Below are 16,945 nucleotides of genomic sequence, written 5' to 3'. Positions count from 1 at the left end.
TCTCCTGAAACTGATTAATTAATCGTTATATCGTGACAAAAAGTGAAAGTACATACAACACGACAATGGAAGGGATTACAGCCAAAATATCATCCAGCATAATACCCAAGCCACCATGTACATGTTGATCGAAATAAGAAATTGGCCATGGTTTTAAAGCATCAAAAATTCGAAAACAAATAAAAGCCATTAACCACCAAAACCATGATAAGGGCACACAACACAGCAACAACAACATGGCCACTATTTCATCCCATACAATTCCACCATAATCACTGACACCTAAAAGATCACTGGTATAAGCACAAATATAACAGCCTAGAACAAATAATAGGACACAGGATAAAGCAAGAAAAATAGGAGAAATAGAACACCAATATAACAGCACAAAGGCAATAGGTAATGCTGGCAAAGTACCAAATGTACCAGGAGCTTTTGGTGCTAAACCCATACCAAAACCAAAAGCCAAAAAACATACTGGGTGCTTTAATAACCAAGAGAATGTAGGGTTAATTTTCATCTGAGTCAAAATGATCAAATCCTAAAGAATGTAAATAAAATGGTTGGTTATTTTGCTTGAATATTCGTAAACCTAACTGAGTTTCTATTTGGCCAACACGACTGACTTGAGTACCTGTCTGTTGCGCCATATTTTCTATCATATCTTTTTGCTCAGGAGCTGCGGTAAAAACCAACTCATAATCATCCCCACCATTGAGTGGCCATTGTGCGTTATCCGTTAATTGCGTCAAAAATGGATGAGTGGGCACTTTTTCATACCACACACAAGCACCAACATTGGATGCTTTTAAAATATGACTTAAATCCTGTGCAAATCCATCAGAAATATCCTGTGCAGCATGCGCTACGGTTAAAAGCTTTTTGCCAAAATCAACTCTGGGGTTTGGCCTTAAGCGCGCTTGCTCACACTCCTGAAAAACTGCATCGGGTAAGACGACTTTTTGCCAAATATGATCTAATGCTGCAGCTGCCAATCCTAAAGAACCAGTGACCCAAATATCATCCCCAACTTCGGCCGCATCACGCTTTAAAGCTTTACCTCTTGGTGTTTGCCCTAGGATGGTGACATTAAAGGTTAACGCACCTTTAGTTGTATCGCCACCAATAACTTCTACATTAAATTGATCGGCTAATGCAAAAAAAGAATCACAAAATCTCTTTAACCACTGCTCTTCAAGCTCAGGCAATGCCACACTTAAAAGTACCCAACGAGGCGTTGCGCCCATTGCAGCCATATCAGATAGATTAACTGCCAATACTTTATGAGCCAAATCTTCTGGTGCGGTATTTTTAAAAAAATGTCTATTTTCTAACAATAAGTCTGAGCTGATATGAATATCATAGTCAATTTGAGGTCGAATAATGGCAGCATCATCCCCAATCCCTAAAATAGTATCAACTGCCTTTATTTTTTTTAATAAATACCGTCGGATAAAATCAAACTCATTCATATTTTTAATAAGCTTCACCCACCTTCACACCACCTGCCACATCTTTTGGTGTAGATAAAGCGGCGACTTCTTTTTGGGCTTGGATAAATGCTTCTGTTTGAAGCGTTTCTTGTGCATGCTGAATATCTTCATCACAAACAGACATATTTTCCCAACGACTGGCTAATTTTGGGTTAACTGGAATGATAAAATCATCTCTTAATTCATCGACTAAATCAGGTCTGTTACAGACTAAAACAATATCACAACCGGCCTCAAAAGAGGATTTAGCACGTTGTTTGATTGTGCCTTCGCTCACAGCACCTTCCATCGTTAAATCATCAGAAAAAATGACACCATCAAAACCTATTTTCTGACGTAAAATATCCTGCAACCATATTTTTGAGAAGCCTGCTGCTTTTGAACATACTTGTGTATAAATCACATGAGCAGGCATAACAGCACCCATATTTTCTTGAGACAATGCTATAAATGGTTGAATATCCTGTTTCATTAATTCATCTAAAGAACGATGATCTTCTGGTAAAACATAATGGCTGTCTCCTTCTACAAAGCCATGTCCAGGAAAATGTTTACCACAACTGGACATACCGGCCTGATTTAAACCTTGTTGTAATGCAAGCGCTAAGATACTGACAACCTCATGATTTGAGTGAAAGCTTCTATTACCTATGACTTGATTATTCCCCCAACCTAAGTCTAAAACGGGTGTAAAAGATAGATCTACGCCACTGGCAATAAGCTCAGTAGCCAAAACCCAACCTATGGTATGAGCTAATTGTTTGGCTTTCTCTGAACCTTGTTCATGCCAAATATGTCCCAGTACATCCATTGCAGGTAAACGAGTAAATCCATCAATAAAACGTTGGACCCTACCGCCCTCATGGTCTACTGCGATCACCAAGTGTGGTGTACGCAAAGAGCGAATATCTTTTGTTAACTGACGCAATTGTTTGACTGACTCAAAATTTCTTCTAAAAAGAATCACACCACCAATAGCAGGATCCAATAAACGCTCTTTTTCTTCTTCAGTAAGGACGAATCCTGCAATATCGGCCATAATAGGGCCTCTTTGTATTTGAACTGACATAATGTTCCTCAAAAAATGACAGCCTTAATTGAATAATTAAGGCTGTTTAAAATTTAAGATGTTATTTAATCTTTAAAGGTAAGAATAAGGTGTCATCTGCTCGTCTAACCAATAAAGCAACAGATGTCGCATTACTGATTGCTTCTTTAAAGTCAGCTTCACTACTGACTGCACGTTGTCCCACAGCCAAGATAATATCACCACGTCTTAAACCCGCACTGGCTGCTTTTCCTGTCACTTGTAAAACAAGCAATCCATGATCAAGTTGTGTGTCTTTTTTGATATCCTCAGTCAAACTGCCTAAATTTAAACCAAGCTCTCCGATAGAAAAGCCTTCTGTATTTTCTGTTCCTGACTGAGAAATATCGGGTGCTTTGGTCGTTTCTGAAGGTGCTGCACCCAATTTGACTTCTGCTTTAATTTCCTTACCACCTCGCCAAACACCTAATTTGATTGTTTGTCCAGGAGCAATGGCACCAATCATCATTGGTAAATCTTTAGAGCTTTCAACTGCTTTACCATCTACACTTAAAATAATGTCACCAACTTCTAGCTTAGCACCCGCAGCAGGGCCATTTGGAATAATTTTTGCAATCAGTGCGCCTATCGGTTTTTCCAAACCAAATGACTGAGCCAAATCATAGTTTACTTCTTGAATCAACACACCTAATTGACCTCGATTCACTTTTCCAGTGGCTCTTAATTGCTCAGCCACATTCATGGCAATATCGATTGGAATGGCAAAAGAAATACCCATAAACCCTCCAGAACCGCTATAAATTCTAGAGTTAATGCCAACCACCTGCCCTTTTAAGTTAAATAAAGGCCCACCAGAGTTACCTGGGTTAATGGCAACATCTGTTTGAATAAAAGGTGTGTAATTGTCATTAGGCAAACTACGCCCTTTTGCTGAAACAATACCTGCCGTTACTGTATTATCAAAGCCAAAAGGTGCGCCAATAGCAGCGACCCATTCGCCCACTTTTAAATCACGTGGAGAGCCAATTTTTACAATAGGTAAATCTTTTGCATCTACTTTAAGCACGGCAATATCAGACTGTGTATCTGAACCGATCAATTTAGCAGGTAGTTCTCTTTTATCATTCAACGTGACTTTAATTTGTGTACTGGAATTGACTACATGTGCATTGGTTAAAATGAAGCCATCTGGACTAATAATAAATCCTGAACCATAAGACAATGGCACCTCTTCTGTTTCTGGCACGCCCAAAGACCCTTGATTATCTGGTAACAGTTTTCTAAAAAAGTCAAAAAATGGATCATCTTCTGGGAATGGGCTTTCCGATGGCGCTTGTGTTTGCCTTGTATTGATAATTCTGCTGGCTTGAATGTTCACAACAGCAGTACCTTCTTTTTCAACTAATTGAGTAAAGTCTGGCAACAACATAGCAACTTGGCCATCTGTTTTTGCTGGTGTCACCTCTTTAACAAACCCAGAATCTTTTTCTGAATCGCCACAGCCACCTAATATGAGGCTAGAAACCAAAATAACACACGATAATTTTTTTGAAAAATTCACACTGCCACCTTTTTCATTTAATTAAAAGTAAATGGTGATTTAACGGTTAATCATTGTAACGAAAGCTTTTTATAAACACAAACAATCTACAATAATTTAGCTGGGTATTCACATAAATTTTCAATCACACACTGGTCACACTTTGGCTTACGTGCCTGACACACATAACGCCCATGTAAAATCAACAAATGATGTGCATCTTGCTTATACTCTTTTGGGGTATATTTTTCAAGTTTATCTTCAACTTCTCGAACATCTTTTCCAGGAGCCAAACGGGTACGATTGCTGACACGAAAAATATGTGTATCCACTGCAATGGTAGGATGCCCAAATGCGGTATTCAAAACAACATTAGCTGTTTTACGGCCGACACCAGCTAAGCTTTCTAACTCTTCTCTGGTTTGTGGCACTTGTCCATGAAAACGAAAAATCAAATCATGACACGTTTTCATAATATGGGCAGCTTTTGTTTTATAAAGACCTATACTCTTTATATATTCCTTAATACCCTCTTCCCCCAAAGCCAGCATACTATGAGGCGTATTAGCAACAGCGAATAAATACTTAGTTGCCTTATTTACTGAAACATCAGTTGCTTGAGCGGATAATAATACGGCAATGAGTAATTCAAATGGCGAATGAAACACAAGCTCTGTTGTCGGTTCAGTAATGGTTTCAGAAAGTTTTTGAAATATCGCTAATCTTTTTTGTGCATTCATTTTACTTAAACTTACTTTTTAAATATTTCATTCAATTTATTATTACACGAACAATATCAATTAAGAACTTATATTCAAAGAAACAATCAATTATTCTCTTTTATCATTTAAATAAAGCCCAGTTGCCCTTTATGACCATTTTCTTTTACTGCACACTCTTCTTGTAAAAATTCAAGTAGCTCTATTGTTGAAGTGAATGGGGAAACTTTATGTCTTTTCCCTGCTACGGCAAAGTCTCCAGGAGTTAATGTATGCATACTTGCCAATCTAATTTTAATATGGTCATCAACAATAGGTAAATGAAATTGTTGAGAATAGGCATTAAAAAGGGCAAATGCTTGTTCTTTTTTTAGATATAAAAATTCTATTTTAAAATCAAATCGACGCAATGCTGCTTGATCTAAATTTTTCATCAAATTAGTTGTGGCAACAAAAATACCCTCAAAATGCTCCATTTGGGTCAGCATTTCATTAACCATACTGACTTCCCAACTATGGGTTGCACCTCTTCTATCTTGTAAAAAAGAATCTACCTCATCAAACAATAAAACGGCTTTATTTCTACGAGCTTCATCAAAAGCATCAGCAATGAGGGCTTCTGACTCCCCTACATATTTTGACAATAAATCTGATGCTCTTTTGTAAATAAGTTCTAAGCCTAATTGATCTGCAACCCATTTTACATAAGCGCTTTTACCTGTACCTGATGGTCCATACAAACAAATACTGGCTGATTTTGCTTTTGCTAACCCTTGAGCAATGGCATTTAAATTTTGTTTTGTATGCACCCAATCAAGGTTATACAGTGTTGAGACCCCTTTTTGCAAATGGTTAATATCCACATACCCCTGCGCTTGTAAGGTGTTATTTAATAGGCGCTGAAATAAATTTGCCTGATCCTGTTTATCTGGGAAAGCATCTTTTACTGCATGTGTCACTTTGTGTGAACGCTCTAACAAAGCAGGAAGCAAATTTTGGTGTTCAGACATTTTTCGAATATCTTCTTTTGATAAGAAATCCTGAGCAAACCCTTGTAAAATTTGTTCTCTTTGTCTACGAGTAGGTGGATACATTTGTACCACAAAATCAAAACGACGAATCATGGCAGGATCAAGCAAATTTACCCTATTGGTAATCCATATGGTTGGCACTTGATTGCTTTCCATCATACGATTAACCCAAGCTTTGTTTAAGGTAAAATCCTTTTGTGCCGTTTCAAAGACATCTTCAATTTCATCAAATAAAAGCAGTGCCGACTGCTTAGCAAAAATATGTTGTGCTGCTCTTAATGCACTCAAGCGCTCATTTCTATTAGCAGGGTCGCCTTCATCATCTACCCATGAAACTTCAAATAAGTCTAAATTTAACGCTTGTGCCAAAACTCGGGCAAATTCGGTTTTTCCAGTCCCGGCCATCCCATAAAAAAGAATATTACAACCGACCTGACGCTCTTTGATCACATTAGCCAAATAATGCCGTAAAGCGGGAACTAACTCACCCAAATGTTCAAAATCTGCAATAGTCAAATTGGTTTGGGGAGCATTTAATACATGCTCTTTGAGCATATCAATAGGTGATATGTCCTCTGATACCATTAGTTCAACAAATCTACTGGACAACACATCAATTTTGTTACTTAGTCGATAATCGTCATTTAAATCTAATTTAACTAAGCCTGTATTAAACAAAGCACTTTTACTGCTTAAAGCGATTCTTACTTTTGCTTCAGGAATGTGCAAAAGTGTAGACAATACCTGTATAGACTGATTACTATTTAATTCACCTAAAAAATCACAACAGTCATCTAAAACACCATCAGTATGCAACAATAAAACGAAACTTAAAATAGCACATTCTTCTTCACTCAAATTAAGAAGATTTGCCCATTTTTGAACATTTCTATTTAAAATATCAGGGCGGTATTTCAGTACTTCATTAATTGAGTGCTGCTTTTGCCAGTCTTCAAATTGATTTTGTAAATATTTACGAGCAGAAATTGGGTTATAGCCACTTCGTTTATATTGCCATTTAAAAATACCCAAATGCTTTGCCACACCATCACTTTCAAACCCATGTTCACCAACAAAATGACGTTGCCCACCCAAAGGGATGATGACTTGCCAAAGCCAAAATTCTATTAATGCTCGATACTCAGGCAACTTTGCCCATGTATTAGGAGAAATGATTTCATGATCTGCATCCTCATGATCAGAAGAGTCTTCTGCGTGTTCAATTTCTTTTGATACGTTACCAACAGATTGATTTTTACTATCTTTATAAAAAACAATATAATAAATAACAAATAAAAGTAAACAAAATACAGCTAAAGTAAATTTAAACAATTTATCATTCTTTCAACATAAAATTTCATACAATATTTTTGTACTTACTACAGCAAGATAAGCGTTCAACGACAATAATCAACCGCTTCTTGTAATAAGTCTACCCCAATGATCTGCATACCAGAAAATTCTTCTAAATTTCTAGGCAAATTAGCCTTGGGAATAATGGCTTTTTCAAAGCCTAACTTTAACGCTTCTTTTAAGCGCTCTTGCCCACGTGTCACTGGCCTAACCTCTCCTGACAACCCTACTTCCCCAAACACAACCATTTTTTGAGGTAAGGGCCAATTTCGATGGCTTGATTGCATCGCTAGAATCACGGCTAAGTCTGCCGCAGGTTCCATAATTTTAACGCCACCAACAGCATTTAAAAATACATCTTGATCAAAACAAGCCACGCCTGCATGGCGATGTAAGACAGCCAATAACATGGATAAACGGTTTTGCTCTAAACCAACACATAAACGCTTTGGTGCAAACCCATGTGCATCATCAACCAATGCCTGTATTTCAACCAATAATGGTCTTGATCCTTCCTGAGTCACTAAGACACAAGAACCTGCCACATCGTCTCGGTAAGAAGACAGAAAAATTGCAGAAGGATTGGAAACACCTTTTAATCCCTTATCTGTCATGGCAAAAACACCCAGCTCATTTGCTGCACCAAAACGGTTTTTTATGGCTCGAATCATCCGATAACTGGAATGATTGTCTCCTTCAAAATACAATACGGTATCAACAATATGCTCCAGTACTCGTGGCCCAGCAATTGAACCATCTTTTGTTACATGTCCAACCAATAAAATGGTCATACCTGTTTGTTTGGCAATACGTGTCAATTGCGCTGCACATTCTCTGACTTGAGAAACAGAACCCGGAGCAGAGGAAATTTGATCGGAATACAATGTTTGAATAGAGTCAATAACCGCTACATTTGGTAACTCTTGTTGCAGTGTATTTAAAATACTTTCGAGCCTAATTTCAGCTAATAATCGCACCCCAACTGGGTTAACTGCTAGGCGACTTGCTCTAAGTGCGATCTGCTGTGCTGACTCTTCGCCAGAAACATAAAGCGCTTTTCTGTCTAGTCCTATTTGTGCAATAGCTTGTAATAATAGGGTTGACTTGCCTATACCAGGATCCCCCCCAATCAAAACGACTGCACCCGCAACAATCCCCCCCCCTAAAACCCTATCTAATTCAGATAAACCTGAGCTGGTACGGGGTACTTCTTGAGCTTCAACTTCGCTCAAATTTTGTACAGTTGTCGTTTGTGCTGCCCACGTTGCAAACCTTGGATTGGCACTTTGCACGGATGTTTCAGTTAAGCTATTCCATGCTTGACAGTGGGGACACTGCCCTTGCCACTTTGGGCTGACACCACCACACTGTACACAGACATATTGCGTTTTTGCTTTAGCCATATAGAGTTTTGGTTAAGTTTCCTTAATTAAAGACTGTTTTTAAAAGATTATTTTGTGTTTTCCCCATCGCAAGAATTATCCTCTGCAACCAAGCGAACACCTTTTAAAAGCCCTTTTGTATTAAAGCTAAGCACCCATTTATTATTACTGTCACCAGATGTTAAAAATGCCAATTCGGTTACTTTTTCTGCTGGTTTCGTTGTTTTTTTCTTTCCTTTTGTACTCTCTTGGGTAGCCACTTCACTGGCTTGCTCTACTTTTGGCTGATTCAGCTCTTGTATGGCAGCTTTATCTGAGTAGCTACTCACAACATCCTCTAATTTTGTGTCTTTATTCATCAATAATCGTGGCGTTTTCAATTCAAACTTACTGCCAGCGATATCAATCTCATCAACAAAATATTCAGCTTGAATTTTCTTAAAACGAATATTGCCAAATTCAACTAAGCTGACGTCTTGAATGCCACAATCATTAAAAAATGGTTTTACTGTTTTTGGTCGCCCCAATACATCACTTAATACCACCAGAGAAACAGAGCCTGTTAAATTATTATCGGGAACAGAAGAAATAGGCTTGTCATTCAAGGACACAGCTTCAATCCGCAACACTTGTGCATTTTTATCATCTACTAGGGGATCAATATTATTATTTTTCTGTTCAACCTGTACTTCATCCTCTAGGCGTGCAGCAGTTACTTGTTCCGATTTATGTTCGTGAGCTTTCCAAAAATCATCACTTTCTTTACTTAAATAGTCAGCAACAAAAAAACCTATTACTACTGTTAGTACAATAAAAGCACCAACAATACCTAAAAAAATCTTTTTCATCGTATCCTCAATTAGTTATAACTTAATAATATTACCTGTACGTCCTGCTGAACGTTGACTCATCCAATAAATAAAATCTGGCACAATTTGTGCGATTTCTTTACGTTCAGACTTACTTTCTCCTGGATGCGTTTTTAAGCGCAAAGGACTATTTACCTGACCTGGAACCAAAGTATTGATACGTACATTTTGAAACTGGCTCCACTCATCTGCAGCCACTTTACATAAATATTGTAAACCTGCATAAGAAGCGCCAAAACCGCCCCAATAGGCTTTTGGATCATCGGCATGACTCTCGCCAACCAAAATTACAGAGGCATCATCTGACTTTTGCAATAACGGTAAACATGCTCTGGTTAAAGCCATTGGCGCAACAGTATTTACCCGGTATTGATTCATCCACTCTTCAATCGTTTGATGCATCAAAGGAGAAAGTGCATAAAAATACCCCGCACAATGAACAATCCCATCTAAACGACCCGTTTCTTTATATACAGCCAACGCCAGTTGGTCAAAATCATGCTCTTGAGCAGTGTGTAAGTCTAATGTGACAGCAATTGGTTCTGGAGCATTTAATGCAACAATTTCATCATATAATGCTTCTAAAAGCCGAGTATTACGCCCCAATAAAACAACAGTTGCACCTGCTTGTGCATAAGCCAAAGCAACCTCTTTACCTATTCCACGTGTTACACCAGTCACAATCACGACTTTATCTTTTAATGCTAAATGATCATTCATGACATTGCTTCCAATCTAATAAACATTGTGCTGCCGCTTTTTGTCCAGACTGAACAGCCCCTTCTAAAGTAGCAGGATAAAAAGAGTGCATATAATCACCCGCTAAATATATTTGTTTTTGTGTTAATTGACGCCCATCTATTTTAGGCCTAAGTACATTTGATAAAAAAGTTGCTCTTTTTTCAATAATGACCTGATATTCAACTGGCTCTTGTAAGTATGGGCAGAACTTCAATACATCTTGATGTACATTTTTCACTAACTGCCCATGATTTTGTTCTAATTGAGCACAACTGACCACAGCAGCAACCTCATTAGAGGAATGCCCAAGTGCCCCTCTGTCAAAGAGCCAATCTACCGTCCCATCTTTTACGCCAACCATTGGATACGGCAAAGAAATTTGTTGATTATAGTATAGGTAAACAGAACAAATAGCCGAGTATTGTAACTGATTTATTTTAGCCTGAATATCTTTGTCTTCAATCAAATGTACAGCATGATAGGGGGCTGTTGCTAAAATGACTGAATCAAATAACTGATCATCAATCAAAACTTGTCCATGACAAGCTGATTGGATACTTTTTACTCGAGAGCCTAAACATACCCTAACTTTTTTTTCATGTAAAAAGGTTAGAATTGGTTGAATAAAAACTTCATCTAGCGTTTTTTTAGGTAATAATAAGTCACTACTTTTTTGTGAAGACAATACCCCATCGTTGATCACTTTGAGCAAAGTATGAATACTTGCTTGTTCTAATGGTGTATTCAAGGCAGATAAAACCATTGGTTGCCAAAAATCATGTTGTACACTATAAGGCACTTTTTGATGATTCAACCAACGCTGAACAGTATTGTCTTTACCTTGGTATTTTTTTAACGAATACAGGCTCTTAAATAAAGCATATTTATCTTTAATTGTGATACCCTGAGAACATAGAACAGCAAAAAACAAATTCAATGGCGCAGGTAAACGGCCACATCGCATTTTTAGCCCATTATATATGTACCATGTTAGTGGCAAACGTAAAAATACCTCTGTTTCTTGTACCCCAACTTGTTTCAGTAGACACAATAAACTTTGATAAGCACCAATAATGATGTGTTGCCCATTATCAATTTCTCCAAGAAATTGATTTTGTCCCCTTTTTGGTAAAGTTCTCGTCCGCCCACCTGCAACCTGGCCTGCTTCAAAAATGGTCACATCCGCTTCATCATATAAATAAACTGCGGCACTTAACCCAGCTAATCCTGCTCCAACAATGGCCACTTTAGGTTTTTTCATAATTTAAACCCAAAAATCATACTCTTTATAATTAAGAATAGTTTGCGAGATGTAGACAATGATAATTTTTGCTGCAAGACCTTACCCAAACCATCTAACTCTAACTCTTCTAGCAAACCATAATAGACTGAAGCCATGGTTAAACCAACTTTTTGATGCTGATAATCTTCTTTAGGCAATAAATCAAGCGCCTCTTGATAAGTTTGTTTTGCGCGAGCTACCTGAAACTTCATTAATGCTTCAAAATTTTGATCACTGTGATAGGATAATAATTGTTCTTGCGTCACAGCAAACTGCTTAAGCTCTTCTTCAGGCAAATAAATGCGGCCTATTCTAATATCTTCACCCACATCGCGAATAATATTGGTTAATTGCAAAGCCAAGCCCAACTTTTGTGCATACAATAAGGTTTGTTCATGTCCAAAACCAAAGATACGGGCGCTTAATCGACCAACCACACCAGCAACTCGATAACAATAAAGGTTTAGCTGTTCAAATGACTCATATCTGACTTGCTGCAAATCCATTTGCATACCGTCAATAATGGCTAAAAATTCTTCCTCAGGCAGTTTAAATGATTGAACAATGGGTATCAATGCCTGGCATACGGGATGATCTGCCTGACCAGAGAACACTAAGGAAATTTGCTCTCGCCACCAATTTAATGTTGTTTGCGCAACTTGTATATCGGTACAATCATCCACAATATCATCTACTTCACGACAAAAAGCATACAACACAACCATTGCCTCACGCTTTGGTTTGGATAAAAGAAAAAAACTGGTCACAAAACTGGAACCACTTTGTTTGACTTTTTGTAAACAATATTCCTGCGGGTTCAAAAGGACTTCCTCTAACATAATCAGCCAACCTATATTCTACCTGTTTTTAAGTGGTATCTATAGCCAAGATTGCTATTTTTAACATGTTTAATTTTATTCAAGGGGTGTATAATGATCCCTCATCACACATTTGTTGTACGGTTTTAAGGATATTTAAAAATATGGCTACGGATGTAAAAGCAGGAATCAAATTAAAAGGCGCAGACAAAACTGCGCGTATTCCTATTAAAATTGTTCCAATAAAAGCAGAAGAAAAACTCAAAAAACCAGAATGGATTCGAGCCAAATTACCTTCGGGTCAAAGATTTCAGGAAATCAAACAAATTTTACGTGCTCAAAAACTACATTCTGTCTGTGAAGAGGCAACCTGCCCTAATATTGGAGAGTGTTTCAGTAAAGGCACTGCTACATTTATGATCATGGGGGATATTTGTACCCGTCGCTGTCCATTTTGTGATGTAGGCCACGGTAGACCTTTGCCATTAGACACACAAGAGCCTACTCATTTAGCCCAAACGGTTGCTGCGCTTAAATTACGCTATGTTGTCATCACGTCTGTTGATCGTGATGATTTGCGTGATGGTGGCGCCGAGCATTTTGCTGAATGTATTCGTCAAATTCGTCTACTTTCGCCAGAAACTCAAATCGAAGTACTGGTACCAGATTTTCGGGGTCGCTTAGACATTGCTTTGGATATTCTCACCCAAACGGCACCTGATGTGATGAATCATAATTTAGAAACTGTTCCTCGTTTATACAAACAAGCACGCCCTGGTGCTGACTATGAACATTCATTGAAACTATTGAAAAATTTTAAAGCGATGAATGCACATATTCCGACGAAATCAGGCATTATGGTAGGCTTAGGTGAAACAGATGAGGAAGTGCTGGCCATTATGCAGGATATGCGTCAGCATGATATCGAAATGATTACCATTGGACAATATTTACAGCCAACTGATGGACATCTGCCTGTACAACGCTATGTGACACCTGACACCTTTAAAATGTTTGAAAAAAAAGCATATGAATTGGGTTTTAAACATGCAGCTGTCGGTGCAATGGTTCGCTCAAGCTATCACGCAGACCAACAAGCTCATGAAGCTGGTATCTAAAACGAATCAGGCCATCCTACTGTTTATGGTCTGAATTGCTTTTATTTATGAGTACACGTCACTTAGGGATTATGTTAATCAGCATAGGCGCTGTGCTATGCTTGTGCTTGCTTGTATTATATTTTTGGCGCCCTCAGCCAGAAAATGTGAGCTATCAACAATTAATCAAGTCTATTACGCAAAATGATGCGCAACCACAGCTGATCCACTTGCCAAGCTTAGAGTACCATCAAGCATTAAACAGCGGCTTATGGGGCTTTGAACGGATATTACGCAAAAATAATAAGATTACCGAAGGTAAATATCAACAATTATGCCAAGATGGTGGAAAGATACTCAAACAATTAAATTTTTGGTTAAATGCACCTTATCATTTTAAAAAGAAATACCCAACAGAAACACTGGTGATGATTCGCCCAAGCGTGGTAACTCATGATAAAATTACTCATCATTTTGCCCTGGATAAAATCAGTTCCTCCAAAAGTGGACTGAGTTTAAAACGACATGAAGTAAAAATTGAATGGGCTCAGGAACAAAACCTGTATAGTTTAACTATTCAACAAAGTGAACGTATTTTTAGTGCCTATAACCCATCAAAACCTAATGTATGGTTAAATAAACTGCGTCATGATTTATACCAACATCCATTAACTGAGCAGTTTATTGAGAATGAACAAAAAATGATTGCATTTCGACTAGGAGACTGTACCTAAATATGAACATCATGGTGGCTTTAAACGAAGTAAAATGGAACGATCAAGGACTAGTATGTGCCATTGTGCAAGATGAGCAAACCCATCAGGTTTTAATGGTTGCATGGATGAACAAAGAAGCATTGGAACTGACTATTCAAACCAAACAGGCACACTATTTTAGCCGTTCCCGCAAACAGCTTTGGAGAAAAGGTGAACAATCTGGTCATACTCAACATGTTTCAGAAATGCGCCTTGATTGTGATGGAGATGCTATTTTATTGCAAGTAAAACAAGAAGGATTAGCTTGCCATACAGGCCGAAACCATTGCTTTTACCGGACACTGACAAATAATGAATGGCTCATTACAGATCCTGTTGTCAAATCTGAACATGAAATCTACCAATAGACGATACAACTTATAACAAAGAAAGCTTGATAAAATGACTGACCAAATTTTAATAGAAATCGGCAAGACATTAGAAGAGCGCAAACAAGCTAACGCACAATCTTCCTATGTTGCCTCTTTGTTCGAAGCTGGAGAAGATAAAATTCTTAGAAAAGTTATGGAGGAGAGCACGGAAGTTTTGTTGGCCTCAAAAGAAAAGAATCCTGAGGAAATTACAAAAGAAGTAGCTGATTTATGGTTCCATAGCATGGTACTATTAAGTTACCATAATTTGACACCAGAGCATGTGTTATTAGAGTTAAAACGTAGAGAAGGTTTATCTGGTTTGACTGAAAAAGCCATGAGAAAACAAAATAAGGATCATTAAGAATGACTGATTGTATTTTTTGTAAAATAATCAATAAAGACATCCCCGCAAAAATCGCTTATGAAGATGAAGAGATGCTGGTTTTTCATGATATTCAGCCTAAAGCAGCAGTACATTTATTGATTATCCCGAAAAAACATATTACTTCTCTTGCCCATACAACGGCAGAAGATACTTTACTATTAGGTAAACTTCTACAAAAAACAGCTATCTTAGCAAAAGAATTTGGCTTAACCGATGGTTATAAAACACAAATTAATACGGGTATTGGTGGTGGACAAGAAGTATTTCACTTACACTTACATGTTTTAGGCACCCCTAAACCGAAATAAAGAAAGCGAGTAAATCATGGGGCTTGGATCAATTTGGCATTGGATTGTCTTATTAATTGTTGTTGTACTGATTTTTGGTACGAAAAAATTGCGCAATGCAGGACGAGACATTGGTGCCGCAGTACACGACTTTAAAGAAGGCTTAAAAGGGGAAGAAAATGACCATAACACGTCATCATCCACCCCAACTAAGGAACAAGGGCAAAATGAAAACACCGACAAGAATGTTTAGCCAATGTTTGATATAAGCTTTGCTAAGCTTGTTGTATTGGGCATTGTGGCGCTGATTGTGTTAGGACCAGAAAGACTGCCTGCCGTAGCACGGTTTGCAGGCTTAATGATTGGACGAATGCAACGTTTTATTGCGAATGTTAAAGCTGACATGAACCAACAATTGCAAGAAACTGGCTTAAACAACTTACATCAAGACCTAAGAGATGTCACACAAAATGTGCGTGATGGGGTGCATAATGTGTTAAGTGAAGTACAAGACAGTCTAAAAGAAGCATCAGAACATTACGATGATGATGTGAATAATACAGAAAGCACACCCAATATAGAGGCACAATCGACACAAGCACATAAAGAGACAATTACACCACCTAATACTGTCTCCTCAGAACAACCTTCATCGACTACTCATCAACAAAATGATACGCCACCATTATGAATGATGAAGCTCAACCTTTATTAACACACCTTATTGAATTACGTTCTCGGCTACTCAAAATAGTTGTGGTATTTTTAATCGTTTTTTTTGCATTAGTACCCTTTGCACAAAAAATCTATGCCTTTGTCGCAGCACCGTTAATAGATGCTATGCCAATAGGCTCTAGTATGATTGCAATTGATGTAATTGCACCTTTTTTTGTCCCGATTAAAGTAACTTTAGTTGTCGCATTTTTAGCAACTTTGCCCCATACACTTTACCAAATATGGGCATTTATTGCACCGGCACTTTATTCTCATGAGAAACGCCTAGCTCTACCCTTAGTTATATCCAGTGTTATTTTGTTTTTTATTGGCATGTCTTTTGCATACTTTTTGGTTTTTCCTGTCGTTTTCCACTTTATTAATGCTGTCACACCTGAGGGTGTCAATATGGCAACAGATATTGACAAATATTTTTCCTTTATTTTAGGGATGTTTTTGGCCTTTGGTGTCACATTTGAAGTACCTGTTGTGGTTATTTTATTGCACAAAGCAGGTATATTAAGCATCGAGCAAATGACTACAGCGAGACCTTATATTATTGTGGGTGCCTTTGCCATTGCCGCAGTTGTGACACCTCCTGATGTTATTTCACAATGCTTATTGGCTATCCCACTCTGGTTATTATATGAAGCAGGCTTATTTATATGTAAACTGAGCAAGAAAAAAACCACTACACAATAACCGCCATATGAATATCCCTACAAAAAATCTCTACAAGAACATTTGCAGCATCACTCTGATTGCACTTATACTCCTATGCTTACTTTGGGAACTTTGGATTGCCCCTATTAGAGTTGGGGGATCCTTTTTAGTCTTTAAAACGCTCCCTTTATTATTACCTTTATCGGGTATTTTAAAAGGGCGTAAGTATACTTATCAATACAGCAGTATGTTCATACTGTTATATGTTGCTGAAGGCAGTGTTAGGATATTTGATAAAAATACCAATAGCCAAATATGTGCGGCAATTGAATTGGGTTTATCTATATTATTTTTTGTATCAACCATTATTTATATTAGAAAAAATAAAGATTAG

The 16,945-nt window shown here is 37.7% G+C and carries 20 protein-coding genes; 9 read left to right on the top strand and 11 right to left on the bottom strand.

Going from position 1 to position 16,945, the window contains the following annotated elements:
• Positions 1-25: 25 nt before the first annotated feature.
• From AADH04_RS12370 to hpnD, 11 genes are all read right to left on the bottom strand, one after another.
• Positions 26-520 carry a phosphatidylglycerophosphatase A family protein gene (locus AADH04_RS12370; protein ID WP_434779850.1) on the bottom strand — a complete coding sequence of 165 codons (495 nt, stop codon included), beginning with the start codon at positions 518-520 and terminating at the stop codon, positions 26-28.
• The gene (thiL, locus tag AADH04_RS12365; protein WP_434779849.1) at positions 510-1,472 is read right to left on the bottom strand and encodes a thiamine-phosphate kinase; all 963 of its coding nucleotides are present in this window, start codon (positions 1,470-1,472) and stop codon (positions 510-512) included. Before thiL ends, AADH04_RS12370 begins: the two co-directional genes overlap by 11 nt.
• Positions 1,473-1,476: 4 nt before the next feature.
• Positions 1,477-2,562, bottom strand: a complete 1,086-nt coding sequence (nagZ, locus tag AADH04_RS12360; RefSeq protein WP_434777578.1) for a beta-N-acetylhexosaminidase — start codon at positions 2,560-2,562, stop codon at positions 1,477-1,479.
• A 61-nt stretch (positions 2,563-2,623) separates the two neighbouring features.
• Positions 2,624-4,102, bottom strand: a complete 1,479-nt coding sequence (locus AADH04_RS12355) for a DegQ family serine endoprotease (protein WP_434777577.1) — start codon at positions 4,100-4,102, stop codon at positions 2,624-2,626.
• An 86-nt stretch (positions 4,103-4,188) separates the two neighbouring features.
• Complete coding sequence (gene nth, locus AADH04_RS12350; protein ID WP_434777576.1) at positions 4,189-4,821, bottom strand: endonuclease III; 633 nt, start codon at positions 4,819-4,821, stop codon at positions 4,189-4,191.
• Positions 4,822-4,928: 107 nt separating this feature from the next.
• On the bottom strand, positions 4,929-7,163 hold the full coding sequence (locus AADH04_RS12345; protein WP_434777575.1) for an AAA family ATPase: 2,235 nt from the start codon (positions 7,161-7,163) through the stop codon (positions 4,929-4,931).
• A 65-nt stretch (positions 7,164-7,228) separates the two neighbouring features.
• Positions 7,229-8,587, bottom strand: a complete 1,359-nt coding sequence (radA, locus tag AADH04_RS12340) for a DNA repair protein RadA (RefSeq protein WP_434777574.1) — start codon at positions 8,585-8,587, stop codon at positions 7,229-7,231.
• A 47-nt stretch (positions 8,588-8,634) separates the two neighbouring features.
• Positions 8,635-9,414 carry a hypothetical protein gene (locus AADH04_RS12335; protein WP_434777573.1) on the bottom strand — a complete coding sequence of 260 codons (780 nt, stop codon included), beginning with the start codon at positions 9,412-9,414 and terminating at the stop codon, positions 8,635-8,637.
• Between the two features lie 15 nt (positions 9,415-9,429).
• Entirely contained in the window at positions 9,430-10,155 is a 726-nt protein-coding gene (locus AADH04_RS12330; protein ID WP_434777572.1) for an SDR family oxidoreductase, read from the bottom strand.
• Positions 10,148-11,437: a hydroxysqualene dehydroxylase HpnE gene (hpnE, locus tag AADH04_RS12325; protein ID WP_434777571.1), complete on the bottom strand. Its 1,290-nt coding sequence runs from the start codon at positions 11,435-11,437 to the stop codon at positions 10,148-10,150. Before hpnE ends, AADH04_RS12330 begins: the two co-directional genes overlap by 8 nt.
• A complete protein-coding gene (gene hpnD, locus AADH04_RS12320; RefSeq protein ID WP_434777570.1) occupies positions 11,434-12,297 on the bottom strand; it encodes a presqualene diphosphate synthase HpnD in 864 nt (287 codons plus the stop codon). The genes hpnE and hpnD overlap by 4 nt, the downstream gene beginning before the upstream one ends.
• A gap of 143 nt (positions 12,298-12,440) precedes the next feature.
• Between hpnD and lipA the strand changes: the two genes are divergently transcribed.
• Genes lipA through AADH04_RS12275 form a run of 9 tightly spaced genes read left to right on the top strand, consistent with a single transcriptional unit; the run spans position 12,441 to position 16,945 of the window.
• A complete protein-coding gene (lipA, locus tag AADH04_RS12315; protein ID WP_434777569.1) occupies positions 12,441-13,394 on the top strand; it encodes a lipoyl synthase in 954 nt (317 codons plus the stop codon).
• 47 nt (positions 13,395-13,441) lie between these two features.
• Positions 13,442-14,107 (top strand): hypothetical protein, encoded by a 666-nt coding sequence (locus tag AADH04_RS12310; protein ID WP_434777568.1) that lies wholly within the window; start codon positions 13,442-13,444, stop codon positions 14,105-14,107.
• Positions 14,108-14,109: 2 nt separating this feature from the next.
• A complete protein-coding gene (gene hisI / locus AADH04_RS12305; RefSeq protein WP_434777567.1) occupies positions 14,110-14,496 on the top strand; it encodes a phosphoribosyl-AMP cyclohydrolase in 387 nt (128 codons plus the stop codon).
• A 34-nt stretch (positions 14,497-14,530) separates the two neighbouring features.
• Entirely contained in the window at positions 14,531-14,863 is a 333-nt protein-coding gene (locus AADH04_RS12300; protein ID WP_434777566.1) for a phosphoribosyl-ATP diphosphatase, read from the top strand.
• A 2-nt stretch (positions 14,864-14,865) separates the two neighbouring features.
• Positions 14,866-15,195, top strand: coding sequence for a histidine triad nucleotide-binding protein (locus AADH04_RS12295; protein ID WP_434777565.1), 330 nt, complete (start codon positions 14,866-14,868; stop codon positions 15,193-15,195).
• A gap of 16 nt (positions 15,196-15,211) precedes the next feature.
• Complete coding sequence (gene tatA / locus AADH04_RS12290) at positions 15,212-15,427, top strand: Sec-independent protein translocase subunit TatA (RefSeq protein ID WP_434777564.1); 216 nt, start codon at positions 15,212-15,214, stop codon at positions 15,425-15,427.
• Between the two features lie 3 nt (positions 15,428-15,430).
• Positions 15,431-15,865 (top strand): Sec-independent protein translocase protein TatB, encoded by a 435-nt coding sequence (tatB, locus tag AADH04_RS12285; protein WP_434777563.1) that lies wholly within the window; start codon positions 15,431-15,433, stop codon positions 15,863-15,865.
• A complete protein-coding gene (gene tatC / locus AADH04_RS12280) occupies positions 15,862-16,590 on the top strand; it encodes a twin-arginine translocase subunit TatC (protein ID WP_434777562.1) in 729 nt (242 codons plus the stop codon). Before tatB ends, tatC begins: the two co-directional genes overlap by 4 nt.
• A 7-nt stretch (positions 16,591-16,597) precedes the next feature.
• Positions 16,598-16,945: a DUF2069 domain-containing protein gene (locus AADH04_RS12275; RefSeq protein WP_434777561.1), complete on the top strand. Its 348-nt coding sequence runs from the start codon at positions 16,598-16,600 to the stop codon at positions 16,943-16,945.

The organism is Neisseria sp. Ec49-e6-T10 (genome assembly GCF_051132615.1).
Classification (GTDB): Bacteria; Pseudomonadota; Gammaproteobacteria; order Burkholderiales; family Neisseriaceae.
This window is presented reverse-complemented; position numbering and strand designations above follow the sequence as displayed.